At 74.7% G+C, this 14284-nt stretch carries 11 protein-coding genes; 1 reads left to right on the top strand and 10 read right to left on the bottom strand.

All coding sequences use genetic code 11. The features are described from left to right. Position 1 precedes the first annotated feature (1 nt). From eccCa to ACTWP5_RS20865, 8 genes are all read right to left on the bottom strand, one after another. Positions 2-4315, bottom strand: coding sequence for a type VII secretion protein EccCa (gene eccCa / locus ACTWP5_RS20900; protein WP_443222565.1), 4314 nt, complete (start codon positions 4313-4315; stop codon positions 2-4). 17 nt (positions 4316-4332) lie between these two features. Further along, positions 4333-6663, bottom strand: coding sequence for a hypothetical protein (locus ACTWP5_RS20895; RefSeq protein WP_443222564.1), 2331 nt, complete (start codon positions 6661-6663; stop codon positions 4333-4335). Between the two features lie 19 nt (positions 6664-6682). Further along, the gene (locus ACTWP5_RS20890; protein ID WP_443222563.1) at positions 6683-7045 is read right to left on the bottom strand and encodes a hypothetical protein; all 363 of its coding nucleotides are present in this window, start codon (positions 7043-7045) and stop codon (positions 6683-6685) included. Positions 7046-7077: 32 nt separating this feature from the next. Continuing rightward, positions 7078-8376, bottom strand: coding sequence for a hypothetical protein (locus ACTWP5_RS20885; RefSeq protein ID WP_443222562.1), 1299 nt, complete (start codon positions 8374-8376; stop codon positions 7078-7080). Positions 8377-8379: 3 nt separating this feature from the next. Further along, positions 8380-8757 (bottom strand): hypothetical protein, encoded by a 378-nt coding sequence (locus ACTWP5_RS20880; protein WP_443222561.1) that lies wholly within the window; start codon positions 8755-8757, stop codon positions 8380-8382. 19 nt (positions 8758-8776) lie between these two features. Next, on the bottom strand, positions 8777-9091 hold the full coding sequence (locus ACTWP5_RS20875) for a hypothetical protein (RefSeq protein ID WP_443222560.1): 315 nt from the start codon (positions 9089-9091) through the stop codon (positions 8777-8779). A 97-nt stretch (positions 9092-9188) separates the two neighbouring features. Next, a complete protein-coding gene (locus ACTWP5_RS20870) occupies positions 9189-9527 on the bottom strand; it encodes a hypothetical protein (RefSeq protein ID WP_443222559.1) in 339 nt (112 codons plus the stop codon). A gap of 246 nt (positions 9528-9773) precedes the next feature. Next, positions 9774-10604, bottom strand: a complete 831-nt coding sequence (locus ACTWP5_RS20865; protein WP_443222558.1) for an SDR family NAD(P)-dependent oxidoreductase — start codon at positions 10602-10604, stop codon at positions 9774-9776. A 74-nt stretch (positions 10605-10678) separates the two neighbouring features. Here ACTWP5_RS20865 and ACTWP5_RS20860 point away from each other — a divergent pair, with 74 nt between their 5' ends. Next, a complete protein-coding gene (locus tag ACTWP5_RS20860) occupies positions 10679-11110 on the top strand; it encodes a winged helix-turn-helix transcriptional regulator (protein WP_443222557.1) in 432 nt (143 codons plus the stop codon). Between the two features lie 78 nt (positions 11111-11188). Here ACTWP5_RS20860 and ACTWP5_RS20855 read toward each other — a convergent pair whose 3' ends face one another. Continuing rightward, on the bottom strand, positions 11189-13543 hold the full coding sequence (locus ACTWP5_RS20855; protein WP_443222556.1) for an Rv1355c family protein: 2355 nt from the start codon (positions 13541-13543) through the stop codon (positions 11189-11191). Next, a complete protein-coding gene (locus ACTWP5_RS20850; protein ID WP_443222555.1) occupies positions 13540-14274 on the bottom strand; it encodes a hypothetical protein in 735 nt (244 codons plus the stop codon). Before ACTWP5_RS20850 ends, ACTWP5_RS20855 begins: the two co-directional genes overlap by 4 nt. Between the last annotated feature and the right edge of the window lie 10 nt (positions 14275-14284).

Raw genomic sequence — 14284 nt, 5'->3', positions numbered from 1 at the left:
GTCATCGGTCCCTGCGTGGTCCGTTGGGTGTCTCAGGCGTCTGGGATGTCCTGGGTGCGGCGGGCGTCGCGGCGGTCCTCGTCGGCGCGGAGTCCTCGCGCACGAGCTGGAGCGGCACGTTGCCGAGCCTGCGGTGGAGCAGCAGCCCGCGACCCCGGGCGCGCTGCGCGGGCTTGACGCCCCAGATGGGCAGCTCGTCCTTGGGAATGCTGAGCAGCACGGCCGGGAAGTTCAGCTCCTTCATCCGCCCCAGCACCGGCTCCAGCACGGCGCGGCCGGCGCCGCCCGCCTGGCGGGTGACGAGGAGGTGCAGGCCCATCGCCCGCGCGTGCGGGAGGAAGTCGAGCAGCGGGGCGAGGGGGTTGCCGCGGGAGGTGGCGACGAGGTCGTAGTCGTCGACGAGGAGGTAGATCTCGGGGCCGGTCCACCAGGAGCGGTCCCGCAGCTGCTCGGGCGTGATGTCCGGCCCCGGCACCCGTTTCCGCAGCCCCTCGGCCAGGCCGCCGACGACCTCCAGCGAACGCTCGTGGGTGGTCGAGTACCCCAGCAGGTGCGGCCCGTCGAACTCGCGCAGCATCGTCATCCGGTGGTCGAGGATGACGAGCCTGGCCTGCTCGGGCGTGTGCCGCTGGACGACCTGGCGGGCGACGGCGCGCAGCAGGCCGGTCTTGCCGGTCTCGCTGTCGCCGACGACGATCAGGCCGGCGTCCTCGCCGGGGGTGAGCACGACGGGTTCCAGCCGGTTGCCCTCCAGGCCGATCGTGACGCCGGACCGCCCGGCGCCCTCCTGCCGCCCGGTGCCGTCCTGCTGTTCTGCGAGCCCCTGCCGCTCGGCGAGCCCTTGCCGCTCGGCGAGGGACGCCGGCAGGTCGGCCAGGCCGAAGGTGGTGGGCAGCAGCCGCACCCTCGGCGCGCGGGGCCCCGTCCACGCCTCGTCGACGCGTCGCACCAGGTCGGCCACGCCGGCGGCGAGCCCGTCGGCGGAGCGGACGCCGTCGACGCGCGCGACCGCCACCAGGAAGTGCAGCTTCTCGGCGGTGAGGCCGCGTCCCGGCCGGTTGGCGGGGACGTCCCGCTGCGCCTTGCGGTCGACCTCGGAGTCGAGGGCGTCGCCGAGCTTCAGCTCGATCTTCGTGCCCAGCAGGTCGCGCAGCCCCATGCGCATGTCCATCCAGCGGCTGCCGGTGACGACCAGGTGGATGCCGTAGGTCAGCATCCGCCCGGCCACGGCCATCAGCACCTCCTCCAGCTCGGGGTAGCTCTGACGCAGCGCCAGCCAGCCGTCGACGACGAGGAAGACGTCGGCGAAGCGGTCGGCCCGGCCGTCGCGGCCCTCGACGGGGGCGGCGCGGTGGGCGGCCATCGACTCCAGGCCCAGCTCGCGGAAGCGGCGTTCGCGGGTCTGGAGCATCTCCAGCACCTCGGCGACGGTGCGGTTGACCAGCTCGGTGTCGGTGCGTCCCGCGACGCCGCCGACGTGCGGCAGGCCGGCGAGCGCGAAGAGCGTGCCGGAGAAGTCCAGGCAGTAGAAGCGCACCTCCTCCGGGGTGTGGCGCAGCGCGAGGGAGGCGATGAGCGCCCGCACGGCGGTGGACTTGCCGCTCAACGGCCCGCCGACGACCGCGACGTGCCCGCCGGCCCCCGAGAGGTCCACCTCCAGCGGGTCGCGGCGCTGGTGGTAGGGCCGGTCGACGACGCCGAGGCGGGCCGTCAGGGGCGGGCGGGACGGGTCGGTGCCGAAGCCGCGGCCCTCGCGGACGGCGAGGTCCCCGTGGAGCGCGTCGAGCGGCTCGGGCTCGTCCAGCGGCGGCAGCCACACCTGGTGGGCGCGCGGCGCCTGGCCCGTCATGCGCTCGACCATGACGCTCAGCACGGTGGTGCCGAGCTCCTCGCCCTCCGCGAACTCGTCGGCGGCCGGCGCCGGCTCGGGCGCCGGCTCGGGCTCGGCGGCGCGGCGCTCGTCCTCGGGCACCGGCAGGTAGCCGGCGGGGAAGGGGCGCACGTCCAGGGCGCCGCCGAGCGCCGGGCCGCCGCCCTCCTCGCCGGTGCGGTAGGGGCCGGAGACGTAGGCGGCGCGGAAGCGTTTCAGCGTCGCCGTGTCGGTGCGCAGGTAGCCGTGGCCGGGGGCGTTGGGCAGGTGGTGGGCGTCGGGGACGCCGAGGGCGGTGCGGCTCTCGGACTCCGAGAAGGTGCGCAGGCCGATCCGGTACGACAGGTGGGCCTCCAGCCCTCGCAGCCGGCCCTCGTCGAGGCGTTGCGAGGCCAGCAGCAGGTGCAGGCCGAGGGAGCGGCCCAGCCGCCCGATCTGGGCGAACAGCTCGGCGAAGTCCGGCTTCTGCGTCAGCAGCTCGGAGAACTCGTCGACGACGATGAACAGGCTCGGCAACGGCGGCAGCTGTGCCCCGCGCTGCCGGGCGCGGTCGTAGTCCCGGATCGACACGAGGTTCCCGGCGTCGCGCAGCACCTCCTGCCGGCGGTTCATCTCGCCGGCCAGCGCCTCCCGCATCCGGTCGACCATCGTCAGGTCGTCCTCCAGGTTGGTGATGACGGCGGCCACGTGCGGCAGGTCCGCCATGCCGGCGAAGGTGGCGCCGCCCTTGAAGTCGACGAGGACGAAGGTGAGGTGCTCGGAGGGGTGCGTGGCCGCCATCCCGAGGACGAGGGTGCGCAGCAGCTCCGACTTGCCGGAGCCCGTCGCGCCGACGAGGAGGCCGTGCGGGCCCATGCCGTTCTGCGCCGACTCCTTGATGTCCAGCTCCAGCAGCCCGCCGTCGGCGGCGACGCCGAGCGGCACGCGGAGGCGGTCGCGCATCGGGCGGTGCCGCCAGAGCGTCGGGAGGTTCAGCTCGCCGGGGTCGGCGATGCCGAGGAGGGCGGGGAGGGTGTTCGCGACGGTGGTGAGGTCCTCGCCGCCGGCGTCGGCGGCGGGGGTGAGGGTGTCGACGCGGAAACGGGCGAGGCGGCGGGCGAGGGCCTCCGCCTCGGGGGCGGTGAGCGCGTCGGCGTGCCCGAGCGCGTCGCGGGTCTCCCCCACCAGCGCCGTCAGCGTCGCCGCGCCCGCGCCCGCTCCCGTTCCGAGGGCTGTTCCCGGGCCCGCTCCTGGGCCCGCTCCTGGGCCTGTCGCCGTGCCCGCTGCGTCGGCGGGCCCGACCTCCAGGCAGACGCCGTGGGCCTCCGCCAGCGGCCCGGCGGCCCGGCCCCCCACCTCCAGCACCGTGACGGCCTGGAGGCCGCCGGGGTCGAGCAGCGCCTCCGTCCCGGTGACCAGTCCGCCGTCGAGCACGAGGAGGAGGTGCGGAAGCTCGGGGTCGGGCGCGGCGGTGCGGCTGAAGCGGCTGCGGCGCGTCAGTTCGGCGCCGAGCCACTCCTCCAGCAGCGCCAGGCTCGGGTGGACCATCCGGACCGGGCCGGCGTGGTCGACCTCCTGCGGGTGGTGCGCGTGCGGCAGCCACTTCACCCAGGCCCAGTCCGGGGCCTCCGGCTCGGCGGTGCAGACCAGGACCCGCAGCTCGCGGGGCGAGTGGAACGTGACCGCGTGCGCCACGACCGCGCGGGCCAGCGCACGGGCGGCGCCGAGCCCGGCGGCGGCGCGGGTGCCGCGCCGGGCACCGCCGTGGAAGCCGCCGTGGAAGCCGCCGCCCGGCCCGTCGTGGTCGGCCGGCACGATCGACAGGGCCGCGAAGCGCCGCAGCGCCACCTGCAACGGCAGCCCCCGCACCACGGCGTGCGTGTCGACGAAGCGCCGCAACGCCACCGCGCTCAGCGGGTCGAGGTCCTCCACGGGCGCGGTCTCCGCCGCCACCAGCGGCGTCGCCAGGTACCGCGGGCCGGTGCCGACCCGCACCACCCCGAAGTCCCGGTCCGTGCCGCGCCGCTCCCACATGCGGCGGCTCTCGGCCACGGCCCACAGCGCCTGCGGCGCGGGCGCGTTCCACTCCAGCGCCTCCCGCTGCGCGGCGGCGGTGCGCCGCACCTCGGCGCGGGTCTGGTCGAGGTACCGCAGGTACTCGCGCCGGTCGTTCCGCGCGGCGCCGCGCGTGCGGGCGCGGTGCCAGACGAGGGCGCCGACGACCATGGCGAGGCAGGAGACGAGGAACATCGCGCCGATGACGTAGCCGATGGGGCCCCGGCCCATGGTGAGCATGTAGAGGACGGACCCGAGCCCGCTGAGCGCGGGCAGGGCCATCATCCAGGCCTGGTTCTCCTCCGGCTGCGGCAGCTGCGGCGGCGCCTGTACGACGAGCTCCTGCTCGGGCACGACGGGCGCCGCCGCGCGCGGTGGGCGGCGGAAGAGGGTGGTGGTGGGGGTGGTCATCTCTCAGCTCCTCTTCGCTACCTGACGCTCCGCACGCCATCGTCGAAACCCGTGTTGAACGCGTTCGCGACCTCACCCATGCCGTCCGCGCCGGCGGCGAGGTTGGTGAACCACTGGACCCGTTCCGTAGGAAGCTCCGACTGTCCGCGGAGGGCTTCGGAATCGGCGTGGGTCTCCGCGCTGAAGTTGCTGTAGCCCGCGTCGACCGCCGCCTGGGTCACGGTGTACATCCCGGCGGCCTGCCTGGTGGCCGCGAAGTCGGCGAACTGCTCGCCGAACTCGTTCTGGAAGTGGTCCTTCGCCCATCCGCTCACCGTCCCGGTGGCGGCTCCGACGACCGGGAACGCGGCCCCGGCCGCCGTGGCGGCGTAGTTGGCGTAGGTGGCCGTGTCGGTGATGCCCTGGGAGAGAGCGAGTTCGTCCCTCCCCTGAACGGCGGCCACCACGCCCTGGATCTCCCCCGCGCCACGAATGGCGTTCATGTTCGCGTAGTCGCCGCCCCCCTGGCCGAACGGGTTGTTCTGGAAGGTTTCCAGGGTGGTTTCGCGCTGCCACTCGGCGACGTCCCCGAAGAACTGGCTCCGCGTGGCCTCGTCGTTGTGCATCATCTCGAAGAGCTTCTGGCGGTCCTCGTCACCGATGGTGAAGCCCCACTGAGGGCCGCCCGTGGGAACGGGAACGTGGGGGTCCCAAAGCTTCGATTCGCCGCCTCCGCCCATCGCTATCAGGTCCATGTGCGCGATGGCGGTGTTGCCGATGGCCTGCCGCAGGTGGCTGCCGTCGACCCCGGCGAGCTCGGCGTGGGCGATCGCCTCGTCGCCGTAGCGGGCCGCGTCCGTCAGCACGTGGAAGCCGGCGTCGACGTAGGGCTTCGCCTCCGGACTGGCGGGATCCATCCCGTCGGGAATGACGGCACCGCTCTCGATCAGCGCGGCGGCGCCCCGGCCTCCCGTGATCAGGAGGTCACCGCGGAACGCCTCCTCGTTGAGCAGCTCGGCGGAGGCTCCGCTGTTCAACGCGGCGGCCTGGAGCATGCCACTGCCCGCGTCGTTCAGGGAGAGGCCGGGGTAGTGCGCGAGATTCGACTGTTGGAGGCCGGTCGCGGCATAGGCCAGGCTCTTGGAGAAGTCGTCACTGCTGGCCACGGTCGCGTGGGACATGACGTTCCCGAAACCGGTGAACCGCTCGACCTCGTCTCGCAGGCCGGGCGTCCCCACCTGGACGAGGTCGCTGCTCCGATAGTCCTGGACGAAGTGGCGAATGGACTCGGGTACGGCCGATCCGTTCGGATTCATGCCGCCGATCTCCGGGTTCATCAGCATCTGGATGCCGTTGGCGACGTTCGTCTTCGCGAGGTCGTGGGTGTCGTCCAGCTGTCCCAGCTTCCCGAGCGACTCCGGGGTGAGGCGGTCGTAGAAGTTCCACAGGAATGCGTTGTCCCGCGGATCCAGTTGTCCCCTGGGATTTCCGAACCGATCCGTGGGCTCGCTGTGGATCTCCCGCCTGATGGACTCCAGATACCCGGTGTACATGTCGAGATCGGCCGGGGTGGCGTTTCCGTCCCGTAGTGCGGCGTTGATCTGCTCGGCGGCGAAGTCCGCCATCTGGGGATTGACGAAGTTCTTCAGCGGCCCCTCGGAGACGTCGAACCCCATGTTGTTCAGGCCGGTCGCCAGGTCCATCAGGTCACGCCGATACCGGGCGATCAGGTTGTCCATGTCGTCGCCGGTCAGGCGGGCGTCGTCCCCGGCCTGGCTCAGGTACGTCTCGCGGATCATCGCGGGAAGTTCGGTCGGGAGGGTGAGCTCGCCGCTCGGCAGCCGACCGAAGGTCACCGAGCGGCCGTTGTACTGAACGGTCGGCGGCGGGGACATCGCGGAGTTGCCGTACTGCGCGTTGAGGCTGTCCCGCAGAGAGGTCCAGTAGCTCCATTCCGCCTGCGCCTCCCCCTCGTAGCCCGTGATGCGGCTCTCCAGCCCGGCCGGGCCGCCGACCTTCGCGTCGACCAGGGTCACCGTCCGGTCCGCGATCTGCATGGCGCGGAAGTTGCTCTCGACCGCCCGGTCGAGCTGCGGGTCGCGCAGCTGCACGTTCGTCAGGTCGAACCGGTCGGCCGCGTCGGCCATCGGGGTTCCGTTGTGTGCCCCGGCGCCCTGCGCGATCTCGTCGGCGCGTACCGCGAGGTCCTTGACGCCGCGCGCCTCCCGCGCCGCTTCCAGGAGCGCGTCACCGGCGCGGCCCATGGCGCCGACGTCGACCTCGCTCGTGAACCGCGTCCGGATGGCCCAGGGGTCCTTGCCGGCGCGGGCGGCGACCTCCGCCGGTGAGAACTCGAAGCTCGCGTCCACTGTCTGCACTCCCCTCGACTCACAGGCCGTTCGCGACGGCCTGGTCGGGCTGGACGGACGGCGGGGCGGACGGCGGGGCGGACGCCGCGCCGAGCGTCTGCGCGGCGGCGGCGTCCATCTCCTCGCCGTAATCGGCGACCTGGGTGTCCGCGGCGGCCATGTTGTGCCGGCCCTCGGCCGCGTGGGCGGCGCCCCGGGCGTTGGTGTCCCGCGTCGTCGTGAGCGCGGTGACGAACGCGTCGGCGCCGCCGTAGTCGGAGGCGTTGACCTGGACCCGGTTCAGCAGGTCGCGGGTGGTCTCCGCCGCCTGGGCGGTGGCCTCGTTGCCCCGGGCGCCCTCGCGGAAGCCTTCGGGCAGGTACCACAGGCCGTCTGCGGACATCGTCGTTCTCCTCTCTGGTCTCGGTGGAGGGGCTACTCGCCGAGGACGCCCCTGGCGGCGTGGGCCGGGGCCCAGACCTCGGGGTCCTCGGTCAGCTCGGTGGTCCGGCCGACGCGGCCGACCCCCGTCGGGCGTCCCTGGCCGCCCCGGGCCGTGGCCGCCGCCGCGCCCGTGGCCGGCGGGGGCAGGAACGGGCGCCCGCCCTGGGCCGCCTCGCGCATCGCGAGGTGGCGCGCGACGCCCGCCCGCTGGCTCATGGTGCGTTGGGCCTGCGCCGTCACCTGGCCGCGGACCGGTCCTGCCTGGGCGATGCTCGGCGGGAGCATCCCGCCGTACATGCCGGCCATCCCGCCGCCAGCGCCGGCACCGCCGGCACCGACCGCGCCGGCCGTCGGCGCGGCGCCGCCGGCGACCAGGCCCAGACCGCTGGGCGAGGCGATGGTGCCGGGGCCGTTGCCGAGCCCCGACAGCCGGGCGGAGTACTCGGTGACCTCGCCGAACGGCTGGCCCGTCACGGGGTCGATCCACCGCCCGTAGGCCGGGTCGAACTCCCGGCCGGTCGCCGGGTCGACCAGGTAGCCGGTGGTGGGGCTCTGGACCCAGCCGGCGAAGTCGCCCTGCTCGGGCCCCATGACCCGCGAGTGCGGGTAGGTGCCCGCGCCGACGGCCGACCCGTTGGCGGCCTGGTGGTCGGCGGCGCCCGCCGCCGCTCCCGCGCCTCCCGCCGCACCGGCGGCGGCAGCGGCGCCACCGGCCGACGCGGCCGACGCGGCCGAGGCCGCCGACGCCGCCGAGGGCCCAGCGGCGGCCGGCACCGCGCTCGCACCGCCCCCGCCGCCCCCCTCCGGCGGCGCGGGCGCCTCGCCGCCGATGATCCGGCCGTACTCCTCGCCCAGCGCCTGGACCTCCTGCCGCGCCAGGCCGAGCAGCCGCAGCATCTCCTGCTCCGCCCGCGCCCGCGCCTCGGGCGTGGCCGACGGTCCGGTGAGCCCGTACCGCTCGAACATCGCGAACTGCTGCGCCAGCTCGAACGCGCGCTCGACGGCCTGCGCCGTGCGGTCACCCGCGCGCGTCAGCTGGTCGGAGATCTGCTGCGCGACGCCCGCGGCCCCGGCCGCCCAGCCGCTGGTCGCGGTCAGGCGGTCGGCCAGCTCCACCAGGCCCATGCCCTGCTGGCTCGCCGCCTGCTGCGCCGTGCTGGCCAGGGCGCCCTGCTCCTGCCCGGCGGCGCTGGCCATGCCGAGCCAGGCCCCGGCCGCCGCGCGGATGCTGTACTCCTGGGTGTCGGTGATCATCTTGATCGTCGCCGCGAACTCGGCCTCGATGCTCATGGCTCACGCTCCCCCGCTCCGGTCGGACAGCAGGTCGGTCAGCGCCATCGCGGCCTTCCGGCTCCGGTCCGGCTCGGCCTGCACGGCCATCAGCGCGCCCTGGGCCTCGGCGTCGGTCTGCTCGCCGATCCCGGCCGCCGTCCTCGCGGACCGTTCGATGTCCTGAACGGTCCGCCCGGCCCCCTCCACCGCGCTGAACATGGCCAGCGTGGCGGCGCTCAGCGCCTGGGCCGCCCGCGCCGCGTTCGGCACGCCGCCGAACATGGCGGCGTCGGAGGAGATCTGGGACAGCTTCTCCTTCAACGAGGCCAGCCCGTCCCGGTCGGCCGCGCCGGCCTCGGCCTCGCGCACCCCGGTGATGTTGATCGGGATCAGGTCCATCGTGGTGTCCCCGTCCCGCTCAGCGTCCGCCGCCGGCGGCGGCGCGCACCATCGCGGCGCCGCCCTCGTTGCCGATGCTCTGGACGTTGCGCATCGCGGTGTTCTGCGCGGTGACGCTCTCGTCGTAGCCGGTGGCCTGGCGGCGGAAGATCTCGTCCCGCTCGGTGAGGACGTTGCCGATCTGGACGTCGACCTGGCCGGCGTTGATCAGGCCCGTCAGCTGGAGGCGGACGTTGTCCCAGATCTGGATGTACTGGTCCTGCTGGCTGACCGTCTGGGACTGGATCGAGTCGAGTTCCGAGTTCCTGAAGTGGATGAGCCCGTTGAACGTCATGGTGGTCTCCCCTCGTGTGGCGTGGTCGGCGGTGTGTCCGTGGCGTGGCGTGGCCTGGCGTGGCGGGTGCCGCGCCGGGCCGGTGTGGGCCGGTCCGTCAGACCTGCGCGGCGATGGACAGGTCGGAGGACGTGTTCGGCACGGCGACGTTGCCGAGCGCGCCGAACGCGGCCTCGTCGGTCTCGCGACCGGTGTTGGCGGTGAGCCCCAGGTCCATGGAGAGGCCGTCCAGGGCGTCGGCCAGGGCCTGGCCGGCGCGCCCGAGTCCCTCGTAGGTCTCCATGGCGGTGGCGGTGCCCGAGCCGTTGTAGGCGGCGCCGACGTTGCCGGCGTGCCCGCCGATGCCCGTCGCGACCTGGCCCATCTCGACGTACGCCTGGGCGATGATGCCCTTGACGCGGTCGACTTCCTCGGGTGAGAGCTTGATCTCCTCCATCGCCCTACCTCCGTACGCGTGGCTGTGTGGTGTCGGTGCCGTGTCGGGCGTTCCCGACCTGGCACGAGCCATGGAACAGGGGGTGGGGTGGGAGGGTTCCCGGCCGAGCGGCGCGGGGGGCGGCGCGCGCGGGTTCGGCGCGGAGGTTCGGGCGACAAACGGCGAGGCTGTGACGCGGTGACGCGGCCTCGGGCCGCTCGACCGTCGGGTCGGAGGAACCTCAGGGGTCGCGCCGGCGGTCGAGCCTCAGCGGTCGCGCAGCAGGCCCTCGGTGTAGGTGGCCAGGCGCGCGGCGTCGTCCGGGTCGAGGGTTCTGAGCGACAGGTCCAGGCGGCTGCCCCGGTCGACGGCGGTGAGCGGCTCCGGCGGAGGGTGGTCGATCCAGTCGACGATCGGGCGGACCGCCTCGGCCACGGGTCGGGCGAAGAGCCTCGCGAGCAGCCTGATCGATCCCCTGATCAGGGGACTGCTGTGGGCGTCGGCGCCGCTGCGGGTGAAGCCCGGGTGGTAGAGCACGTAGCGGGCCCGGGTGGATGCCCGGCCGGCGAAGGCGACGCCGAGGAGGTCGTTGGCCCGGCCCGCCTGGAGCTGGGCCCGCACCTGGCCGTAGCGGCGGGTCAGTTGGGGGTCGTCCCAGTGAATCCGGCCCGCGGTCGTGCCGACGCCCGCGACGTTGACGACGACGGGGGCGGGGGCGGCGTCGAGCAGGGGGACGAGGCGGTGGCTGAGCAGGTATCGGCTCAGGTAGTAGAGGGCGAAGGTGTGCTCCAGCCCGTCCACGGTCTCCTGTCGCCTCGGGCGCACCCGGTTGGCGAACAGCGCCAGCGCGTCGATCGCCTCGTGCCGCTCGGCGATGGCCGCGACGACCCGTTCGACCTCGGCGATGGAGGACAGGTCCGCCCGAACGAAGCGCAGCCTGGGGTTGTCGACCTCGGCCAGCAACGCCTTCCCCTTGGCCGGGTTGCTGCCGATGACGGTGACGTGGTCGCCGTGTGCGAGCCGTCGCAGGGCCGTCTCACGTCCCATGCCGTCGGTCCCCCCGCTGATGACGACGGTCTTGGCTGGTTGGCCCGGCACGGTGTTCTCCCTAGGCTCGGCGGCGACTGACCCATCGTGGGCCGCCGCGCCAGAAGCCGAAAGAAGGCAGTTTCATGTCCGGTACGCACACCGATGTGCCCTCCGTTGTGCCCTCCGATGTGCCCTCCGTGCTCGCCCACGAACTGCCTCGTCCCGTCCCGGCGGACGAACTCGCCGCCTGCCCGGTCGGGGACCTGTTCCGGCGTCTGGGCGACAAGTGGAGCATGCTGCTGGTGGTCCTCCTCGGCAGCCGCCCTCACCGGTACAACGAGCTCCACCGAGCCGTCGAGGGCATCAGTCAACGCATGCTGACCCGCACGTTGCGCGGGCTGGAGGCCGACGGACTGGTGCACCGCGCGGTGCACCCGACCGTGCCGCCGAGCGTCGAGTACAGCCTGACGCCGCTCGGGCGCACGCTGCTGGAGCCGCTGTCGGCGCTCGCCGACTGGGCGGTGCGCCACGCGTCGGAGATCGGCGAGGCGCGATCTCGCCAGGGCGACGCCTGAGCGTGTCGGGGACCCGGTGGGCGCTCGCTCGGAGGGAGGCGCTCGCTGAGGGCGCGGCCGGTGCCGCGACCACGCGCCTCAGCGGGCCGGGAGCGCCGGGAGGCGGAGGCTGCGCGCCGTGGCGGCGGGCGCGTGGCTCAGGCGCAGCACCAGGGCGACGGCCTCCCCCTCGGGCACGTCGAGCAGCGCGAGGAACCGGCGCTGGAGCGCGGCGAGCGTGTCGGTGAACTCCGGCGAGAGCGCGTGCAGTTCGGCCGGAGTCCGGGCGAACAGGAAGACCGGCGAGACGGGCTGCACCGCCAGCCCGAGCCGTTCGGCCCCGATCCAGACGCGCTGCAACGCCTCGCCCGCCCCCGCGTAGGCGAGGAGCTCGGCGGCCGGTGCCGGGGGCGGCGGCCCGTCCGCCGGTGTCGGCGCCCCCGGCCCCGGTGCGGGCGGCGGCACGGGGAAGGTGACGGCGACGACGGCGGAGCTGCTCAACACGCGGTCGCGGGTGTAGTCGCCGAGGGACGCGCCGCCCCCGACGGCGCGCACCCGCGCCATCACGTCGGCGCGGCGGCCTATCTCGACGGCCGCCGCCTCGTCGGGGGCGAGCTCCAGCGTGCGCAGCTCGATGCCGGTGCGCGGGTCCTCGCCCGGCCAGCGCAGCTCGGCGATCATCTCCCGGTGGGTGCGGGGCGTGAGATACCGCACCCGGTCGGAGCCGGCGAGCAGCGTGGCGGCCTCCTCCAGCGCCGGCCGCGCGGTGACCGCGCGCAGGCGGGCGCCCGCGGCCAGGGCGGTGTCCGCCAGCTCGGCGAGGGTGCCCGAGGCCAGCGGCTGGCCGGTGCCGAGGTGGCGGTTGGTGTGGCGGGCGAGCAGCGCCGGGTGGTCCGCGGCGAGCTCGGGATCGGCGCCGGAGCCGAGCCGCAGCACCGCCGTCAGCGGCGCGGGCCGGTCAGGGGACTCGGGAGCCGCGTCCGTGCCCGCCGTCAGCAGCTCGCTGCCGCCCAGCAGCCCGTGGGCGGCGGCAGCGGCGCGCGCGTTGTACAGGGCGGCGCCGACGGCGAGCGCGCTGCCCCGGCGTCCGACGTCCATCGCCGAGGTCCGCTCGGGCCCCGCGTCGAGCGCGATCGTGACCGTGGCGCCGTCGTGGGCCAGCCGCCACGGCTGCGCGTTGCCGCCCGAGGGGGCGCGCTGCGCGCACGCGAGCACGGCCGCCAGGCCCGCCGCCCCCGTCTCTCCGGCCGCCGGCTCCGGCCGCCCACCGGGGGCCGCGGTCGCGTCGGCGTCCGACGGCTCTACGGCCGACGGCCCGACGCCCGACGGCTCGCCATCCGACGGCTCTGCGCCCGGAGTTCCGACACCCGGCGTTCCGACGCCCGGCGTTCCGACACCCGGCGGCGACGCGAGGTCGTCCAGCGCGCTCTCCACGTCCGCCCGCGTCCGGCCCGACGGCAGCGGCAGCCCGAGGCCGATGCGGCGCACCGCCGCCGCGACGAGCGCCCCGCCCAGCTGCACCTCCCCACCGAGCTGCGGCCAGCTCGACAGCGTGTGGTCGATCTCCACCAGACTCGCCGCCATGCGGGCGGACAGCCCGCCCGCGTCGAGGATCCGCGCGACGAACGGCGCCTTCTCGCGCGTGGAGAGCCCGCGCAGCTGCTCGGTGGTGGTGTCGCCGAGGAAGCCGTGGAACGGCGGCCGCTCCGGTTCGAGGTCGAAGCGCTCCACGTCCAGCAGCCCCCGGTCGCTGGTCTCCATCACCAGCGGCAGCCGGTGGCGGCGGGCCCCCTCCCGCACCGCCAGCTTCACGTCGAGGGAGTCGCACTCCTCGACGACGATCGACAGCTCGGCCAGGAACGCGTCGACGTTCTCGGCGGTGACGCCGCCGGACAGGATCTCGACCGGCAGGTACGGGTCCAGCTCGGCGATCCTGCGGGCGGTGACCACCGCCTTGTTGACCCCGACGTCGAAGAGGGTGCCCGGCACCCGGTTGAGGTTGGTGAGCTCCATGGCGTCGAAGTCGGCCAGTACCAGCCGGCCGCAGGTGCCCTCCAGCGCCAGCGTGTGCGCGACGCCGTGCCCCACGCTCTGCCCGACGACGCCGACGGTCTGCCGCGCGAGCCGCGCCTGCTCCTCCCGGGTGAGCTTGTCCCGGTTGCGGTCGAGACGGACGGCGCGCAGCAGCAGCGGCCCCGGCAGGCCGAGCACCGCCCGGCGCCAGGGGTAGTGCACGAAGCGGTCGGCCTCGGGGCCCTCCGGTAACTCGGGCGGCGCCGCGAGCCCGGCGAACTCGGCGCGGAGCTCCGCACGGAGGTCGCGGAACACGGTCCCGGGCTCCGCCCGTAACGCGGCGAGGACCCGGGCGTCCCCGGGGTCGGCCTCGTCCAGCAGCCGGGGCCGGTACGCCTCGTCCGCCCGCGCCGACGGGCGCGCGGTCTGATGGCCTGTCATCCCTCGCGCACCCCCGACCCTCCCGCGCCGAGGCCCCACACGGTCTGCTCCGCGTCGACCAGCGTCACCTGCCCCGCGTCGGCGACCTCACGCCAGGACGTCATGTCCCACCACAGCACCACGGTGTCGTACCGCTCGTCCGGATACGGGCTCGACGGAATCCGCGCGTCCACCCGGGCGCCGCTGCCGCACCACCGCCCGGTCCGTGCCCGGTCCGCCGAGCCGAGCACGAACCGCGTGCCCAGCAGCGTGGCCATGTGCACGATCGCCCGCCCCAGGGCGGCGCCCAGCGCGGAACGGTGCTCCGCGTCACGGGCCACCCAGCCCGACTTCACCTCGACGACCCCCTCGCCGATCCGCTCCGCGATCGTCTCGCGCAGCGCGGCCTCGCCGTCCCGCCCCCGCCACACCTGTGCCGCGTGCGCCTCGTCGGGCACGCGGTACGGGCCCTGCATCCGCCCGCCCGCGACCACCCGTCCGGCCGGGCACACGCCGGCCACGAACATCGACGTGGAGCGGCCGTCGGCCACCTCCTCGTACGGAAACGCGTCCTCGGCCCCGACCTGCCGGTACGTCCGCACCGCGCCGTGCACGACGCGGCGCCAGAGCGCGGGCTGACCGTGCGGCGTGCCCAGCAGGAACACGCACCCGGACACGGCGTCCCGGAAACGCAACGGCCGGTCCGGACCGGAGTCCCGAACCCGCGCCGCCGACCTCGTCTTGACTGTCATACGGCTCTCG

The sequence above is a fragment of the Streptomyces sp. 4N509B genome, from assembly GCF_052245655.1.
GTDB lineage: Bacteria > Actinomycetota > Actinomycetes > Streptomycetales > Streptomycetaceae > Streptomyces.
Note: the sequence above shows the minus strand (reverse complement) of the source record. Positions and strands in the feature narration are given on the sequence as shown.